At 29.4% G+C, this 19,420-nt stretch carries 16 protein-coding genes and 1 pseudogene; 2 read left to right on the forward strand and 15 right to left on the reverse strand.

Annotation, left to right across the window (positions count from 1 at the left end; all coding sequences use genetic code 11):
- Positions 1 to 38: 38 nt before the first annotated feature.
- The 14 genes from Q3287_RS16995 to Q3287_RS17060 form a co-directional block, all read right to left on the reverse strand.
- Positions 39 to 1,301 (reverse strand): MFS transporter, encoded by a 1,263-nt coding sequence (locus tag Q3287_RS16995; protein WP_407964489.1) that lies wholly within the window; start codon positions 1,299 to 1,301, stop codon positions 39 to 41.
- A gap of 184 nt (positions 1,302 to 1,485) precedes the next feature.
- Positions 1,486 to 2,991: an ester cyclase gene (locus Q3287_RS17000; RefSeq protein ID WP_407964490.1), complete on the reverse strand. Its 1,506-nt coding sequence runs from the start codon at positions 2,989 to 2,991 to the stop codon at positions 1,486 to 1,488.
- A gap of 39 nt (positions 2,992 to 3,030) precedes the next feature.
- A complete protein-coding gene (locus Q3287_RS17005) occupies positions 3,031 to 4,038 on the reverse strand; it encodes a nuclear transport factor 2 family protein (RefSeq protein ID WP_407964491.1) in 1,008 nt (335 codons plus the stop codon).
- A 641-nt stretch (positions 4,039 to 4,679) separates the two neighbouring features.
- Positions 4,680 to 5,249, reverse strand: a complete 570-nt coding sequence (locus tag Q3287_RS17010; RefSeq protein ID WP_407964492.1) for a GrpB family protein — start codon at positions 5,247 to 5,249, stop codon at positions 4,680 to 4,682.
- A 292-nt stretch (positions 5,250 to 5,541) separates the two neighbouring features.
- Positions 5,542 to 6,552, reverse strand: coding sequence for a M56 family metallopeptidase (locus Q3287_RS17015; RefSeq protein WP_407964493.1), 1,011 nt, complete (start codon positions 6,550 to 6,552; stop codon positions 5,542 to 5,544).
- A 276-nt stretch (positions 6,553 to 6,828) separates the two neighbouring features.
- Positions 6,829 to 7,578 (reverse strand): GNAT family N-acetyltransferase, encoded by a 750-nt coding sequence (locus Q3287_RS17020; RefSeq protein WP_167640324.1) that lies wholly within the window; start codon positions 7,576 to 7,578, stop codon positions 6,829 to 6,831.
- Between the two features lie 194 nt (positions 7,579 to 7,772).
- The gene (locus tag Q3287_RS17025) at positions 7,773 to 9,386 is read right to left on the reverse strand and encodes a chloride channel protein (protein ID WP_407964494.1); all 1,614 of its coding nucleotides are present in this window, start codon (positions 9,384 to 9,386) and stop codon (positions 7,773 to 7,775) included.
- A gap of 203 nt (positions 9,387 to 9,589) precedes the next feature.
- A complete protein-coding gene (fabF, locus tag Q3287_RS17030) occupies positions 9,590 to 10,825 on the reverse strand; it encodes a beta-ketoacyl-ACP synthase II (RefSeq protein WP_054269124.1) in 1,236 nt (411 codons plus the stop codon).
- Positions 10,818 to 11,156 carry a helix-turn-helix domain-containing protein gene (locus Q3287_RS17035; protein WP_169466586.1) on the reverse strand — a complete coding sequence of 113 codons (339 nt, stop codon included), beginning with the start codon at positions 11,154 to 11,156 and terminating at the stop codon, positions 10,818 to 10,820. The genes fabF and Q3287_RS17035 overlap by 8 nt, the downstream gene beginning before the upstream one ends.
- Positions 11,157 to 11,399: 243 nt before the next feature.
- The gene (locus tag Q3287_RS17040; protein ID WP_054269122.1) at positions 11,400 to 11,972 is read right to left on the reverse strand and encodes a manganese catalase family protein; all 573 of its coding nucleotides are present in this window, start codon (positions 11,970 to 11,972) and stop codon (positions 11,400 to 11,402) included.
- Between the two features lie 59 nt (positions 11,973 to 12,031).
- On the reverse strand, positions 12,032 to 12,295 hold the full coding sequence (locus tag Q3287_RS17045) for a spore coat protein CotJB (protein ID WP_054275856.1): 264 nt from the start codon (positions 12,293 to 12,295) through the stop codon (positions 12,032 to 12,034).
- Positions 12,295 to 12,516 (reverse strand): spore coat associated protein CotJA, encoded by a 222-nt coding sequence (locus Q3287_RS17050; protein WP_054269120.1) that lies wholly within the window; start codon positions 12,514 to 12,516, stop codon positions 12,295 to 12,297. The genes Q3287_RS17045 and Q3287_RS17050 overlap by 1 nt, the downstream gene beginning before the upstream one ends.
- Positions 12,517 to 13,435: 919 nt before the next feature.
- Entirely contained in the window at positions 13,436 to 13,963 is a 528-nt protein-coding gene (locus Q3287_RS17055) for a ParB/RepB/Spo0J family partition protein (protein ID WP_054269119.1), read from the reverse strand.
- Positions 13,960 to 15,294: a phosphoadenosine phosphosulfate reductase gene (locus Q3287_RS17060; RefSeq protein ID WP_054275855.1), complete on the reverse strand. Its 1,335-nt coding sequence runs from the start codon at positions 15,292 to 15,294 to the stop codon at positions 13,960 to 13,962. The genes Q3287_RS17055 and Q3287_RS17060 overlap by 4 nt, the downstream gene beginning before the upstream one ends.
- Positions 15,295 to 16,304: 1,010 nt before the next feature.
- Between Q3287_RS17060 and Q3287_RS17065 the strand changes: the two genes are divergently transcribed.
- Both Q3287_RS17065 and Q3287_RS17070 read left to right on the forward strand, forming a co-directional pair.
- The gene (locus Q3287_RS17065; RefSeq protein ID WP_054269116.1) at positions 16,305 to 16,934 is read left to right on the forward strand and encodes a TetR/AcrR family transcriptional regulator; all 630 of its coding nucleotides are present in this window, start codon (positions 16,305 to 16,307) and stop codon (positions 16,932 to 16,934) included.
- 81 nt (positions 16,935 to 17,015) lie between these two features.
- Entirely contained in the window at positions 17,016 to 17,426 is a 411-nt protein-coding gene (locus Q3287_RS17070) for an FMN-binding protein (RefSeq protein ID WP_407964495.1), read from the forward strand.
- Positions 17,427 to 18,029: 603 nt separating this feature from the next.
- Here Q3287_RS17070 and Q3287_RS17075 read toward each other — a convergent pair.
- Positions 18,030 to 19,420: pseudogene (locus tag Q3287_RS17075) on the reverse strand (hypothetical protein); the annotation flags it as partial.

Raw genomic sequence — 19,420 nt, forward strand, 5'->3', positions numbered from 1 at the left:
CCCCTTTCTAAGTAACAAAAAAATTTGTCAGTATTTTATTACTTCTTATTTAATGTTTCTGGTAAGAATAACCATACAATAGCACCTGCTACAAATACTGCTATTGATATATAAAAAATAGTTATCATACCTAAAGCACCAGAAGCTGTCCCAGCTATTGCAGGTATTGCAAAGGTAGATATAATTCTTCCTCCATTAAACGACATCCCAGATGACAGTGAGCGATATTTACTTGGGAACAGTTCTGTATAGTATGCTCCCCATGCCCCAGAATATCCAACAGCAAGACCTAACAATACTGATATCATGTAGAATGTTGTTATATTGTCTCCTCCTAATTTTGTATATATAAAAACAAATACTGCTGCTAATGCCATACCTATAAAAGGTACTTTTCTCCCAAATTTATCTGCTATAGAACCCCAGAATAAATATCCTACTAATTGACCAATTCCTTGTAAACTATATAGAGAACCAGCTACTACTGATGTCATTCCTAGTCCTGTTACTAAGTATGTAGTTGCATTATTTGAAAATGCTGAATATGCTGTAAAATTAGCCCCTGATAAAAGAATTGTTCCTATACCAATCCATAAGTATTTTCCCTTGTACATACTTATATAACTAATTTTTTCGCCAGTTTCTTTTCCCTTTTTAACTAATTCTTTTGTATACTCCAAATCATCTGGTACAAAGAAAATTGCTAAGATACCTCCAACTATAGGTGGTATAATTGCAGTATACATCAATATTTGCCAATTTGAATCACCCAATACTCCATACACTTTTCCACCAAAAATCATAGCTAATGAAAATAAGGCAGTCAATATAGCAGCTAACTTGCCACGATATTTACTTGGGAACATATCTGCAACCAAAGGCATAGCTGTTCCAAATACACCACCTAGTACTACTCCTGTACACAAACGTGCAATTTTCCATAACATGATATTTGTAGGAGACAACATTGGTATAAATGTTGTCAATCCAATTAATAAAGCAACACTAATTAAAGTTCTCTTTTTTCCGATTTTTGTTGAAATCACTCCGAAAATAAACGTTCCTGGAATTGTACCAAAAGACATCACAGCAAATATTTCTTCTGTTTGTTTCAATGAAAAACCAAATCCACCCTCTACTAGGGCATAAATCATTGTTGGTTTAATAAAAGTACCTACCATAAAGTTGTAGCAATAAAAAAAGTATATTAAAGCAATTGAAAAAAATGCAATTCCTCTTTTTAGGTTTGAATAGTCCTTTCCTAATATGATATCATTTTCTATTCCAACTGTTGTTTTCATATTCTTTATAAATCCCCCTTTTTAATATTAATCATAGTCCATCTAAGAATTTACCCTGTTATTCGTTATATACCATAGTCCATCTAAGAATTTATCCTGTTATTCGTTATATACATCTATTTCTCAAATTTTATAAAAAAATACTCATTATATAGATTTCAAGACTATTTATACTCTAATAAACTTACTCTTCCACACCCATATACATTTGCTTTAGAACATCCATGCCATCAAAAGTTATCCATTCTTCCTTTACTTTACCTTGTAATACATGATAATGATTGATTCCCATTACTTCCACAGGCTTTCCAGAAGGTTGTCCAAAGAAACCTATCCCTTCATTTATTCCACGTAATCTCCATCTTACAGATACATCATATCCTTCATTTTTTTCCCTCTGATTGCAGGTTACTCTTTCTACTTCATAACTTCCATTTGGAATTGAAGCAAGTAAACTTACAATCATGCCTTGTATCTCATCATATCCATTTAAATCTTTATCACATATAAAATGGACTACTGCATTATCATGATAGTATTTTTTAACTTCATTTATATATTTATAATTATAAATACGACTTGTCATTTCAAGCATCATTTCACCAACAGACTCATCTTTTGCTTGATACTTAGCTGGCATGAATTGACCATCCATAGATTCACAGATACCATATGTTGATTGTAAACTAAGTACTTTAGATGCACTTGCTTTTGCCATACCTTTTGCTACTTCCTGAGGGTCTAATCCTAATTGAGTGACAATCCATAAATTATCTCTAACTAACCATTCTTCATGAATTCTATTGTTTGTTGTAGCACAATCAATCACAGTTCTAAAGTTTATTTTTCTACCTGTTGCTGGTCCAAAATTACTATCACCTAGATTAGTTGCTGTAGATAAAACACGATGAGAAGATAAAAAACCATCAGCACCAAAGTTAGACCATATTACATTTTGCCCAATTAATCTTCTATCAGGAAACGCATGTAATGTTTGAAGAGTATTGGAAATAACATCTTTAATACCGACTAAATTAGAAGAACCACAGTGCATTGTAACATTATTGTGATATGTATCATAAATAACCCCTATACCTTTTTCTTCCCAAATATTATGTGTTATTTTCATAATATAATCTACAAAATCCCTATACTTAGAATCAAATCCAGGTATTTCTTGCTCCCTTTTTGTCTGTTTTGAAAAATCATTGTAGTCCATCACTCCCACAGGTGTTACTTCTAGTGAATCTCCATAGTAAATTTTTGTAGACTCCATATTATATTCCCCCTTAAATACAACTTTTTCATTTTTTTCAGTAGTAATATTTATATTAGATTTATCTTCCTCAGTTTTATGTATGCCTGTTTTATTATCAGTAATTTGATTTTTAGTAGTTTTATTATCAGTGGTTTTATTATTAGTAATTTGATTTTTAGTAGTTTTATTATCAGTAATTTGATTTTTAGTAATTTCATTATCAGTCATTACATTATTAGTAACTTCGTTATTAGTAGTTTCATTATTAGTAATTTCATTATCAGTAGTTTCATTTTTATCCATATTACTAAAATTAGTTTGATTTACTTTAGATTTATGTTTTCCCTTAACTTTGTCTGATTCAAGCTCACTTATAGAACTTTCTTTTTCTTGCTCTTTTACTATTCCATCATTTTTATTATTAGATGTCATTTTATATTCCTCCACCTCTTCAAGCATACGTATGCATAATTAAGCATTAAAAATACTTTTAGTTCTCTCAAGAATATCAAGACCTTGTTGTTTTAGCCAATAAGGAATATCAATTAGTACCCAGTTTTCTTGAAGCTTATCCCCTTTACGATAATACACATCAACTACCTGCATATCTGCTTTAACCTCACCACCTGGCAATCCTAAAAAACCTCCACATGGTATATTAGTCAGATTAGGCCATCCAAAGAAACAAGCAAAGTTTCCTTCTGCAAATCTACATGCATGTCCATTAAAAGTCTTTCCTTTTAAATTGTTTCTAAATGGTAATTGGTGTTGTTCTTGATATCTAGGTATAGTATAAGAAGCACCAATCCCTCCTGGCCCATACCAAATCATATCTTTAGCCCATGATTTTTCAAGTACTTCTGGAGGACATCCCATAGCACCACTTTCATTTAACTCAGATAAATCATCTACCATTTTATTCACTAATGCCAAAGTTTTTACTCCTTCAATTTCATCTGCATCTTCAAAAAGTAATCCATTATGGTCAATTGGCCCTGGATATACAAAATATGAACCAGTTTGTGGAGGTAATGGATTTACTCCTGCTTGAATCATAAATCCGATTATGTCTACAAATAATCCAGTTTTAGAAATTTTTCCATCCTGTACACAGTTAAATTCTGCATATCTTAAACTAATCATTTTACGAGTATGCTTAATACCAAGCCAGTCATTATCAAAAAGTCCCATAAAGTGTCCCATACTCATGACCCACTCACTATTGTCAATTTCATTAGTCCCTGCAATAAAGATATCCTGTCTTCTTTGCATATTACTTAATGAATTTTTTAAAGGTTTCCAAAATACATCTGCTACATTTTCAATTCCTTCTTGTTCACGAAATGGATATACACCTTTCCAATTATAGTCTGATTTCATGTATTCATTTAAGACATTCTTAACTTCATCTACATTTGCATTTTCTAATGCTTCGAAGTAGTTTCTTACAACTTGTTTTGAACCTTGATATTTTCCCATAACTATATCCTCCCAAATTTATCAATTTTAAATTTTGCTTATTTTATGCATACGTTATCTATTTTTTCATATTTTAAGCGTTTTCCAGTAATTATTGTGAATACATATGCACTTTTCTAAATATTATCACATCTCTAAAAACTTGTAAAGAAAATGTTATTATAAAGATGTAAATTATTGTATATATTTGCTTAAATATATATATTTCTTATATCTTTTAACAAAAATTATACTTTATCGTTTTATAATATTGCATTTTTTATTCCATCTAGTTTTAAAAAATTTGCTTGTTAACTATGTATAGATTAAATCCTCATTTTAAATATTAAAGATTTTAAAACAAAAAAGACAATCAATCTGACTGTCCTTTTTGTTTTAAATTCATATAGTCTAATCAATATGTTTAAACATTTTGATTTACATTTATATAATCTTAAAGCTAATTTTTCTTTTTGATTTAAGTTCATATGTCCTAAGTAATCTCATTGACATTTTTGATTTGCACTTATATAATCTAAACAATCTAACATCCCTTTGTATGTAACTTCATACAATTTAATAAACTTAATCTTTCTACCCTTATATAACTTATCTACATTAAAAATCAATAAGTAACCTAATAAAAATATATAAATAAATCTCTAAATATACCTATTAGAATACAATACTTTTGCTTTTTCAGTAAATTCTTTAATAAAATCTGACTTACTATCTGTATAAGCATCACGATTATGCTCATACTTCTTCCATAGATTTAACTTAAGTTCTTCATACTCCTTAGCTACACTTGTATTGTCAATTAAATAATCTCTAAAAAACAACTCATCATTATCACCTGCATACCTTATATGTAAATGAAAAACTCGTTCTTCAAAACCATCTATTGTATATCCTTTATTAAGTGAAATCCTGCTACTACTCTCAGACATACAAACATATCCCATTGATTCAATTAACTTTTTAATCTCTTTTATGCTACAATCATTCATTATCTCAATAAGTATATCAACAATTGGCTTGGCATAGATTGTGCTCACAGCAGTGCTTCCAATATGACTTATTCTAACAATATTTTGCATAGGTAATACCCCAGTTAATCTACATTCTTCTTCTTTAAACCAATCTTTCCAACATTCCCTATGAACAGTTAAAACTATTGGGAACAACTCCCATAATTCTTCTAAAGTCATTTCTTCCAATTGCTTTCTCATAAATATTTCTCCTTATAAACTAATTATTTTAAATACTCTATTTATCCATTTGATTACTATAACTAACACCTTTATAGACAATAATGTATTATACAACTAAAATACCATAATCAAAGAAAATATCTAAAAATATGATTTATATTGTCACAGGTAAGAATAAAACTCTTTATAATCAAAATTACTTAATTTATATAATAAATTAATAAATACTTCTTCATAATTACTTAATGCACAAAAAAACTGATTATCAATTTTATATGCCTAAAACCTCTTTATATGATAATTTTATATATTAATCATCTACATGAATATTAAACTCATATGTTGGTTTTGAATTAGCTCTATTTTCAATAGGTGACTGCTTATGCATTGGATAAATCAATGGATTATAACAGATTGTATCAAATCTAAAATATGTAATAGAAGATAACAAACATAAAATTACCACCATAAAAACACCATTTCTATATCTTTCATTAAACATATTAGACACTCTTTTTCTAATATCCGACTCCTTATGTAAACCAGCCACAAACTTATTTGAATGACTTGAACCTTTCCTCATCGCACTTATTATAGTAAGCGCATAATCCTGTCTCTCCTCTACAGTACGGTTCTTTAAAACCCTTTCATCACAATAAAATTCGCAATCCAAATCTATAAACTTCTCCATTATATATATAAAAGGATTAAACCAATAAACACATTTTAAAAATAGCACCAAATACTTAACATAAAGGTCTTTACTCTTAAAATGCATAAGCTCATGTCTAAATATCCAATCCAGCTCCTTTAATGTATAATCATAAGGAGGTAAAATGACACTTGAATTAAAAAACACTGGTGTTTCAACTTCATAAGAATATTTAAGTTGTATCTTTTTATTTATACTAAGCTCCTTTAATAAATTCTCATAAAGATTTTTTATCTCATTATCCTCAACATCATAGGATAAATCATTCATCAAAATTTTAATCTTAATGTATCTCCAACTAATATAAACCAAATATATTATTATACTAGCAATCCAAGTAAATAGTAAAATACTGTTTTTCGAAGTAAAGATAGTATTAAAATTTTCTAAATACACCTTACTAATAGTATATTGATATTCCCTCCTATTAAATGTAAAAGTATAGTATGTAAATGGTAGTAATAACTTAATAATCACAATCAACCAAACATAATAATTAAATCTTTTGCTAAACCTTTTAAATATAGTCATTCTAAAACTCAATAGGATAACTATACACAAATCACTTAATACAACAGTCCTAAGAATATCATTCAAAATCAAATTCATATAGCCACCTCTCTTCTTTTAAATCTAGAATAACTAAATATGTCAATATAAGTCAATCTTATCTGTACAATACTTGAATTTCTAAAAAATCATGTCTTATTTATAAGATATAAAAAATGAATACATACTCTAAATTAAAATTATAAGATTTCTAAAATAACCCTCTTAATTATGTTATTTTAAGTCATCATTAGAACCATCCATTTGTCTGCACACAAATATGGCGGAAAATCAAAAGACTTCCGCCACTACATTGATATAGAATATTATTCTCTATCATTTATTTAGCATTTTTTTCAAATACGCAACATCTATTAAATTTACTGTTTCAAACTTCCCCTTGTAAAATAATGCGAAGTTATTAAAAACACAAGGTAATTCCTTTGCTTTTTGTAATGTGTCTATTTGAATAAATGAAGCTGGAACATCATGTGTTGTGCAATAATCTCTTAATCGTTCAATATTTTGATAGATAAATGGACATTGCATATCATAATAAATAGTTAGTTCCTCACTCTCGATTTCACACGATTTTGCATTTTGCTTGAACACTGGTGTTGTTCCGTCAAAAGAAAGTGCAAGTAGCTCATATCCATTATCAGTAGTATCGACGACCTCGAATCCAAATTTTTTCGCAAATGATTGGTCTGAAAGCCATGCTTTTTGTTTTTTTGCTCCAAGCATACAAACTCCAGATTTTCCATTCTTTTTAGCATCTTCCACACAATACTCCATTAACGATTTCGCATACCCTTTTCCTTTATAATCACCCAATACCCATAAGCAATATATATAATAATAGTTATCACCAGTAATTGGAACCCATGCAGTCTCAAGGGGTGCATACTCAATAAATACAGTACCTTTGACATTCAATTTTCTAAAGGTATGCCCTTCTCTTAATCTTTCAGAAATCCATTGCTTTTTGGCTTCAATACCTTGATGTAGCTTTCTTGTACGGATAATACAACATAAATGTTCATTGGCAAGATTTTCTACTGTCAAGTTTACAAATTCATCACACATACTTAAATCTTCCTTTTTCTAAATTTATTTTTTCAGTTCAATAAACTTTAATTTACTATTTCAATAAAATGTAATCTATCATTTTACATACAATCAATTTATTTTTCAAACTCTTTACATCTAAAATCCTACACTTTCATTTTCTCATACCACTCAATAACTAACTCTTTACTCAATTTAATATTATCACTTATCTATAAAATATGGGAAGTATTCTCTTTACACAAATTCTCCATCCTATCATACACAACACCACTGTCTCTCTCATCTGTCATAGTCACAATTATATCACTTGGCTTAAGAATAGTTTTCCCTCTAGGAATAATCTCTTCACCACCTCTTTGAATAGCTACCAGAAGACAATTCTCTGGCCATTGTATATCCTGAATTTTTTTGTTTGCAACAGGAGAACCAAACATAACAGAAAACTGGTCTAGTATCTTTTCTCCCCTCTCTTTAGGAGCAGGTTCTCCATTTTTCTCAAGTAATCGCTCCAAAAGACTTTCATAAATAGGTTTTGATTTCATAAGAGTAGCCACAATATATGCCACAATCGAAATTACAGATAGTGAAAGCATTTGACTAACAGAACCCGTCATTTCAAAAATTAATATAATACCAGTCAAAGGTGCACGTACAATAGCTGTAAAATATCCTGCCATAGCCAAAAGCACAAAATTATTTATATAATCTGGGTTCATTCCAAAAACCTTAACACCTATCATTCCAAATATTCCACCTATAAATGCTCCTAAAACAAGCAACGGAAAAAAGATGCCACCTGGTGCACCTGACCCAAAACTAACAGCTGAAAATATAAAGCGTACGACAAAAATCAAAACAACCATCCCAAAAAGATATTCATGACTTGTAAGTGACTCCACCAAATTGTGCCCACTTCCTAGCACTTGAGGCATCATAAGTCCAAGAATACCAGCCATACTGAATGGAATCAGCAGTTTACCAAATGTACCGATTTTAGGAATCTTTTTATATAAAGACTGCACATATAAAGTAAACCAGTTATAAAATGCTCCCATAACTCCAAGAATCACACCTAGAATCACTATCAATCCATAATAATTCTGTGGCAATACATGACCAATGTCAAACTGGAACACAGACTCAATCCCTAGAAAATTAGCTGAGATATAATCTGCCGTCAAAGATGCTGTCATCACAGAAATTAAAACAGACACTGAAAAGTTCTTATGAACTTCTTCAAGCGAAAACATAACACCTGCTAATGGCGCATGAAATGCTGCTGACAATCCAGCACTTGCCCCACAGGTTAACAGAAATTTTTCCTCTGTCTTACCTCTGTCAAGTGCTCTAGAGATACCTTTCCCTGCCATAGCACCAAGCTGAATAGAAGGTCCTTCTCTTCCTAGTGCAAGACCTCCCATAAGTGCCAAAAATCCTCCAATAAATTTAGTCGGCAACACACGCCACCATACCTGCTTGATTTTTCCTGTCATTTCTCCCTCAAGCTGAGGAATACCACTTCCAGAAATCATTGGCTCTAAGTCTACAAGCTTTGATACAATCCAAGCAAGTAGTGCAAGCACTGCAAACCAAGCTATTATTTTTATTGTAGAACCTTCTACAAACGTCAAAATTTGGCTAAGCCAGATACCAGCTCGCCCCAAAAGTATCCTATATAAAAGTACAATCAAACCAGCCACAGCACCAACTATCAGTCCTTCTCCAATCAAAATTACCTGAAAGTTCTCTGCCCGTTTGATAACATGAGATGTATCTTTTTTCATGCTTTTCCTCCTTCTCCCAATAATTCTGTACAATATCAACAAATATAGCTCTTAATTCACTAAATATATAATCTTTATTATTTACTCTTTATATTTAATAAATATAACTAAATGATACTATAATGCAAATACTAAATGATTATTGACATATGATTTCATTGCATTTACTACTGAATCAATAATACAATACATTTTTGGAAAAATAAAGGAAAGTCTTATTTTAATTTTGCTTATTCTTACTACTATTCCTCAAACTTCTTTATACAAATAGTAGCATTATGCCCACCAAATCCTAATGAATTAGAAATAGTGTATTTCACTTCTTTCTCAATTCCACCATTAACAACATAATTCAAATCGCAATCTGGGTCAAAATTCTTATAACCTACAGTCATAGGAACAAAATTATCATCTATAGCTTTTACACAAACTATTGCTTCCAATGCCCCTGCTGCTCCCAACAAATGCCCTGTCATTGACTTTGTAGAACTTATAAGTACATCGTTAGCTGAATCTTTTAATGCCAGTTTTATCGCATTCGTCTCGTATTTATCATTAATTGGAGTAGAAGTACCATGAGCATTAATATAATCAATCTCACTTGGATTAATTCCACCCTCATTACATGCAATCAAGATAGCCTGACAAGCTGCTTCTCCTGTAGGGTCTGGACTAGTAATATGGTATGCATCTTCTGTAGCACCATACCCAATTACCTCTGCATAAATCTTTGCATTTCTTTTCTTTGCATTTTCTAAACTCTCTAATATTAAAATAGCTCCTCCCTCACCCATGACAAATCCATTTCTATCTTTATCAAAAGGAATTGATGCTCTGTCAGGGTCGTCACTATCACTCAATGCTTTCATATTATTGAATCCAGCTAATGTAAATTCAGTTATAGCTGCTTCAGAACCACCAGCTACACAGACATCTAATCTTCCACATTTAATAGCCTCAAATGCTTCCCCTATTGTATGAGTAGATGTCGCACAAGCAGATACTAAAGCATAATTGATTCCCTTAAATCCATATTTAATAGCAATCGTTCCAGCAGCCATATTTGAGATTAGCATTGGTATCGTAAATGGTGAAACTCGTCTACTTCCCTTCTCAATAAATTTTCCATATTCACTTTCCAAAGTATTTATTCCACCTATCCCACTACCAACTATAACTCCTATACGATAAGGGTCTAATTCTTTAAAATCAGTTCCACAGTCAGAAATAGCCTGTCTTGTAGCTTCTACTGCATATTGACAATACAAGTCATTATGTCTAAGTTCCTTCTTAGAGAATGATAATAAAGGATTAAAACCTTTTACTTGCCCTGCTACTTTTACAGGAAAATCTTTAGTATCAAACCTATCTATCATCTGTATACCATGATTACCTGCTTTTACATTACTCCAAAATTCTTCAATATTATTTCCTATAGGGGATACTATTCCAATCCCAGTGATTACTACTCTATTCATCTTTACTCTCCTTTTCACTATACTCTTTATACATATTGCCCCATTCAAACAGAGAAACTAATATAGGTCGTAAAGTCATCCCTAATTCAGTCAAAGAATATTCAACTTTAGGTGGAAATTGTTCATATACCTCACGATGCACTAGACCATCTTCTTCCATACTTTTTAGATTTTGAGACAACATTTTTTGACTTATATTATCAATTGATTTACTTAATTCTCCAAAACGTTTTTTACCTCTTATTAATTCTCTTAATATCAAAAACTTCCATTTGTCACCTATCATTTGTAGCGTTATTTCTACTGGACAAGCAGGTAAATATTTTTCCATATTCTCCTCCTTAATTAGCTCGAAATCATATACTTACTTTTAGTAAGTATTATATTCTATCATAATTATCATGTCAAGTTGACATATTTTAATTCTTAAATTTTTTATATTTATTTAATTATTTATAAGACTAATTTATATATAAAGAGATTGATTTATTTTATTTCATACAAAAAGAAGATGCCTCATAAACTAAAAGCTCATTTTGAAGCACCTTCCTTTTATTATTTTATTATTATTTTATTAGAACTGATGTTTACATTCTGTAAACTCGTAAACATCCATTAGTGCTTCACCAAATCTTTGATAATGCACTACTTCCCTCTCACCTAAAAATCTTAAGATATCCTTCAAATCTGGGTCATCAGTTAAATTTATTAATTGATAGTACGTAGCCAATGCTTTTTGTTCAGCAGCCATATCCTCATGTAAATCAGTTACAGCATCGCCAAAGACATTAATATAACTTGTAGTAAAGTTTACTCCATTAGAATCAACTGGCTGAAGACCATGTCCAAAAGTAGCATAATTAGTTCCAAGTCCAGCAGCTTTAAGCTCCTCTGGAGTACAGCTACTTATTAATTGATATAACATTGAAGAAATTATCTCAACATGAGCCATTTCTTCTGTACCTATATCAGTTAAAAGTGCACGAGATTTTCCTGTTGGCATAGTGTATCTTTGTTGAAGATATCTAGTTGCAGCTGCCAACTCACCATTAGGTCCTCCCAACTGAGTCATTATATATTTTGCCATTCTAGGGTCTGCTTGTCTTATGTTAACTGGATGTTCCAGTGTTTTTTGGTAAATCCACATATTATTTTACTCCTCCTTAATATATTTAATAGTAAATCTAATCTTAATACTGTATAATTTTATTTATAAAATGACTTGTCCCATGGCCAAGGCTCTGATACCCATGACCAAGGATATTCACTTGATTCATAACCAAAATTAGTTAATGCCCCATACTTAGACTCATAATCACACATAGCTTGTGTAAATTTATCGCAGTATCTACTGTATGAATCAAGAGCTTCCTCATCTCTTGGATTGTTATCCAAATATAAATTTAATTCTATACAAGCAAATTGATATTCTGAAATTCTCTCTAGAAGTTCTCTTCTATTTAATGACATTAGTACATACTACCCCCTTTTTTCTCTCTAACTCTATTTTTAGGATTTTCATATAACCAATCATTGTAGTTATTTGACTCTATTAAATCCAACTCAGGAAATAAAGTACCTCTTCTTAATGCTGTTTTTGGATTGTATGTGTCATCATAAATTTGACGATTAATGTATGGTCTAGCAAATTCATAACAATAATCTTGTTTATCCTCTTTCAAATATTCCATTAATTATCCTCCTTAATTTTTCGAATTTTAAAATAGTATTATTTTTAATAATTTTATACTTGTGTTATATTATAATCAGTGGTTTTAATAGAACTTTAACAGAAATAAACGAGTATCTTTCTTGTTCCTCTTTTATTCTTAAAATTTGTCTACTCAACTAATTTTGTATAAATATTCATTCTAAATAATCAGTATAGAATTTATACAATTTCTTATAACACAATTACTATTTACTATATAATATTTGTTTCTCGTCAAAATGTTACTTTTTATTACTTAAATCCTTATAAACAGATATTTTAATGCTATTTTTTCTAGCAAATAAATTATTTTTAAAATTTATCAAACCTTATATTTTTATTTTCTAAAATCTAAATCTAGCTTAAATAAAACAAGTCTATTTATTTTATAATTTTATTTAGTTGCATTATAAAAAGCATGCTTCATATATGATTTTAATAATTATATTTTCATTATCTAGTCTTAAAATTCATATCTTCATATATAGTATTAAGACTTCTATATTCATGTATGGTATTAGCATTTATACAAATATAATATTAAGACTTCTACATTCGTATATGATATTTAACATTTATACAAATATAGTATTAAGACTTCTACGTTCATATATGGTATTAACATTTATACAAATATAATATTAAGACTTCTACGTTCATATATGGTATTAGCATTTATACAAATATAGTATTAAGACTTCTACATTCATATATGGTATTAACATTTATACAAATAAAAAAGAGGCTATCTCAAAATATAGATAAGCCTCTTTTTCATTATTAAAATGATGAAAATATATTTAATTTCATAAAAAAAAGAGTGTCTCACGAACCAAAAAATTCATTTTGAGACAACCCTCTATCTGTATTTATATATAAACTTAATACTCTTAATTTTCTTACATATTATCAGAATCAGACGGAATCCATGAATTATTAAACTCTTTATCCTTAAACAAATAAGATAATCCAGTTATTTGCTTTAATCTAAGAATTTCATCAGTCTCCATACCTAGATGCTTTGATATCCATTCATCAGATTTTCCAATTTCACACAGTTCAGTTATAATAGTACTCATTAAATCCACATTATGTGAGCCTCTTGCACGATTATGTCGAATAGTACTTGCCATTCTCTCATCAAGAGATTTATCAATTATTGAAACAGGAAGAAGTCCATTCTCTCTATCATAGATATCCTTATTTTCAAGCATTACTCTATAACGATGGAAACCATCTACAATAACATACTTGTCTTTTTCCTGATTATAATAACAAACAATTGGCATTGTATACCCATCTTCTTTAATACTTTTATATAACAACTGCATTTCTGGTGGGGCTACTGTATTTGGATTATAGTCGTTAGATTCTATCTTTTCAATGGGTACTGCAATGATTCCATATACTGGACTTTTCTGTTTCATAGCACCTTAACTCCTATCTCATGAATTTTTTCATATTTTTTCTTAATATATTCTGTCCTAACTTTTTGTTCTTTTGTAGGACTAAATCCCATAAATTTACACATATGGTCATTTTTTAAAATACAATAGCACATTCTCTTCCAACTTGGAATATCTTTGGTAAACTTGATATCATCTGTATCATCAGGTATATCACCTAAAAATTTAACTCTAATTTTTTTGTCTTTTGTATAATTTGAAACTCCATTTAATTCTATTTTATATCCTTTCATTATTAATTCATGTATAACACTTCCTGGTAAACCTCCTCCTCTATTATGCCAAAAATCAATAGATGTTGAAAATTTCTTAATATAATTTTTTCTTATATTTTCAGGTAAAGTGTCAAGTAAAAAATAGGTGAAGCTTTTCCAAGTATGTCCATCTGGCAATGAAATACTTCGGTACCCCATAGCTTTTGTTTTTCCATAAATAGAGGTGAAATTGACTCCTTGTACTCTAGCAACCAATTTCATCCATACATCTGGGTCTAATACCCTATATAAATTTAGACTATCCTTTGCTGAATCATTAAATGGAGATGCTACTCTCATCCTTCTTGGAGCTACACCAGCTTTATAGAATAAATCATAAATTTTATTGTAATCATAGTTGAACTTATAGTTAGCTAGCCAAACATCTTCTATTTCCCAATCATATATAGGTGATGCTGTCCATACATTTTTAAATTGATTCGTTATCCAGCACTTTCCTTTATATCCATGCTGTTTATTTACAATAGCACAGTAGCGTTGTAATGATTCCGACGCTCTTGTTCCTAATAAACAAGCAACTTTTGCACCTTTATGCTTATCCCTCATCCACCTGCCAAATTGTTTTGCCAAACTTTCTTGTCTCATCTTGTATTTATAATAGACAAATGGGTTATTTTCTTGATTTATTATGTATTCTTTGACTGGCATTTTTCTTACCCATAACTCTTCTTTCTCATCATCCCATGGATACCAAAACATTTCATAATTTCCTACAGCTGTTCTTGTGGCCATCGGCAAACACACCCAATATGGCTCAATATCTTCAAGATTCTCTTCAAATGTTTTTTCAACATACTCAGTTGTCATACTGTATTGAGCTTCAAAATCCTGATGAAATACTCCAATTTTGGAACTTATATTATGCTTTCTCTTATAATCCAAAACTAAATTCAATAATAAACCACTATCTTTTCCTCCACTGAAAGACACATAGACATAATCAAATTCACTGAAAATATAAGAAAGTCTATCTTGAAAAGCTTCAAACACATTGGATTTTAAGTACCTTTTATCCATTTGAATTCTCCCCTTTCAATTAGAAGTTTATAAAACCTTACACCGTAGTATTATGCTTTTTTAGCGATAATTAACATAAATTCTACAGTATTTAAATACATAAATCCAACAAATACATATAATTATAATATAATTTTACTTTTATATTATAAACTCTATTTTATCATTCTTTTACATTATTTTCCAACAAATATAAATATAATATTTTCTAGCCATCAATATTATTATTAATATTAACTACTTTGTATTTTATACATATTATACAGGCAAGACTTACAAAACATGACAAACTGTTGTCATAATTACTTTGTTATACTAGTTATCATAATTACTTTGTTATACTAAAAGTAAAAATAAGATACTTTATGAAAATGTATATAAAAAATAGTCCTCAGCTTACTTACAAACTTAACAAGGACTTAAACTTATACTATAAATTATCACTAGGATATTAATTCTAATTACAAATTACATGTTTAGGGAGTGAAATCTAATGTACGAATGTATGCTTGAAAAAAACAATAAACCTAGCTTGTCTCAAATAATTGAATACATGGGTAAAGATGGGTATACACGCTTGTGCAAAAATTTTTACCTCACCCACCTCCAGATGAAAATGATGGTGGTGCTGAAGTACTTGATATGTACGGGTATACTTGGTATTTGAGTACATAGACAAAACAAAAAACCTACAACTAATAAATATAATGTAACTCAGACAAATTTAAATTTAATACTTTAATATGAGCCGTTAGTCCAACAATGTTAACGGCTTTTTTCATATTTATAAAAGAAGAAAACAGAATTTTTTTATCCATATTTCATGATATAAAAAAACTCTAAAAACATAAAATAAATTAACATAAATGGCATCAATAATGATAAACCATAAATCATCATTCTTTGGTGCTTTTTATTATGTAATAACTCCCAAATACTGATTGACAAAATAACTAACCCTAATTATAATTGAACTACCAGTTTAATTAATTTTAAGGAAGGATTATATCATGGGAAGAAGAAAAAAAGAACCAAGAAGTGTACATCGTGAAAACATTGCTTCATCAGCCCAAACTTTATTTATGAAAAAAGGGATTGAGGCTACTTCAATGGATGATATTGCAAAAGAAGCTGGCTATAGCAAAGCTACCATATATGTATATTTCAAAAACAAAGAAGAAATTGTAGGTGTACTAGTACTTGAAAGCATGAAAAAACTACATACATACATTACCCACTCTTTAGAAGAACAAGAAAGTACGAGAGCAAGATATGATTTTATCTGCAATTCTCTACTAAGATATCAAGAAGAATTTCCATTTTACTTCAAAATAGCTCTTGATGAAATAAACATTGACTTTGAAAGTACAGACTATTTACCTGAAGAAAAAGAAACTTTCCGTGTTGGTGAGGAAATCAACGAGAAAATAAAGCAATTTGTAAGCTATGGTATCCTATCAGGCGAGCTTAGAGACGATATTAAAATTATGCCTACTATTTTTTCATTTTGGGGAATGTTATCTGGTTTGATACAGACAGCAACTAATAAAGAAGCTTATATAAAACAAGAACTCAAACTCTCTAAAGAAGAATTTCTGAAATATGGATTTGACACACTCTATCGCTCTATCTCAAAATAATTCCATCATCAAATAAGTGGTTATATATATTAAAAATAAAGAAATACAAATATTTTAACTAAAAAATTGAGAGGTATTAAAATGAAAATTAAAAGTAAAAAAATCATTTATCGTACTATTGTTGTTGTTTTATTGATAGGTTTTATATGTTTTGGAATCTATATGAAACGAGTACATGACTATCAACAGACAGTAAAGAATATGACCTTTGAAAATATAAAGCTTTCTGATGTTAAAGATGGAACTTATATTGGGAATTGCAATGTAAATCTTATCTCTGCTAAGATAGAAGTTGTTGTAAACAGTGGTAAAATTACAAACATCAATATATTGGAACATAAAAATGAAAGAGGTCAAAAAGCTGAGAAAGTCCTTGATGAAGTACTCAATGAGCAAAAAATAGATGTAGATGCTATATCAGGCGCTACAAACTCAAGCAAAGTTATAAAAAAAGCAATAGAAGATGCACTTAAACAAGGGGTAATCAAGTAAATGCATCTTGTCGTGTATGTTGTTTATAGATATCGCATATATCTACAATAGAATCAAAAATAGTAAATTAATTTAGAGGTGATGTTTAACATTACCGAAAAGTTTACCTTTAATGAATGTGTTATAAAATATTCTAAGAATAATATTAATGAATGGAATATATCAAATATCTATGAAATTATGAATTGGATATAAATTTAATAATTTAGTAGATTGATATAAAGTATCATTTTCTATTGAAAGCACCACTCGTTCATGGTATATTTAATTTCATAATTAGTAATAAATGTAATATAATTTTGCAAATCTATCAATAATCATTATTATTGAGTTTTAAGTTTTTGAAATGAATATCAAGAATTTTCTAAAATAGAAAATAAATATAGAAAAATTGTATCATCTACATAAGAGTTACTATATTAAAAAAAGCACTTTTAAACAAAATATTTAAAAGTGCTTTTATAAATTTCTTCAAGGTTGTTTCACATTTTTTAGACTTATTTTACTTCTTTAGACTTATTTTACTTCTCTTAATTTCTTTAACTTACTTTGACTTCCTTAGACTTATTTTACTTCTTCAAATTTTTCATACCTATTTAAAGACTATTCCTCAACTGTATTTTTAACTAATCTCTGCTCATAACATCTTAACTCATTTTGCTTTAGATAATTAAATTCAGACTCTACATAAATACCACACCCTACAAATTCAATCGTCAAGTCAGGTATATTTGCTTTTAATATACTAGTCTGCTCATAAATAATTCTTTCCAATAAATCAGCCTGTAATATTGAAAAATGCTTCATAATCTCTCCATCATTATCTATATCTTTCTTGATTTCAGACCAATTTCTTGCTAAAACACCTTTCAAATCAATATATCCAAGACTCTTCAATATATCTATACTCTCACTCCATGCGTATTTACTAGATGTATTAAAATACGATTCTAGTTTCTTCTTCTGTTCATTCGTCAATAAATCATAAGAAAGTTTTTTATTAAAATGAGACTTCAAAGAAACCTTAGCCATAGAGTATGGGCTTCTCCCAGAATTTAATCCTGCATTCTTGAACTTTTCTATTCCTTTATCTTCTACTGAAGACCATATTGAGTTTATTGAGTCTGAATCATTGTACTTAACATCAAGACCATGTGTGATATCAATATAGTTTTGTGGAAATACATATTGATAATAGACGTCTTTTCTATCATCATACAGTGAAAAATATCCACTATCGTATAAACGCATATACACGTTTACTTTTGCACTATCATCTAAAATATTTCGTCTAAGATTAGGTATATTAGCATAAATAGTTACATATTTCATAGCATCAAAGTTTTGATTTACTGGAATCTCAAAGTTAATTTCCTCCCCAGTCAAAAGCTTCTTCACTTCTTCTTCACTACAAGTATATAAAGAATATGTATTTTCAAATCCTACTTTACTCTTTCCACCTAAACTTCCTACCAATGGTACTTTTAGAATATGATTATCTGTTCTTTGCCATTGATAAGTATCTTGGTCTAGAAAATCTTTAATCTGTCTATTTTGCTCTTTAGCTTGATTTACAACCTCATTTTCATCTTCTGTAATCCCTACATGGCATCTATTTAAGATATTTACTATATTACTTCCAAATGGGAATGTCCACAATTGAAAAGCAGCTGCCTCTAGCTGACATAAGTATCTAACTTGATTTAATTCAATTTGATGAATAAGTTTTTTCTGATATTCATTCATTTGATTACCACTATCCGACATTTGATAAATTAATTCTCCCATTGCAAGGTTATCTTTTTTCTTGTCAATCTTATCAGTAATGATAATCTGAGTTTCCATTATATCTTGTACCTTTTTAAATATTCCAGAAATCTCTGCTGAGTTTTCCATTTTTAGACCTTCAAATTTTGTAATTAACTCAGTTAAAACTTCCTTCATCTTTAACTTACTTATCTCATTTTGGAAAATATCTTGATTTTTAACTGTAC

The organism is Clostridioides sp. GD02404, assembly GCF_045898275.1.
In the GTDB taxonomy this organism is placed as follows: Bacteria; Bacillota; Clostridia; order Peptostreptococcales; family Peptostreptococcaceae; genus Clostridioides; species Clostridioides difficile_A.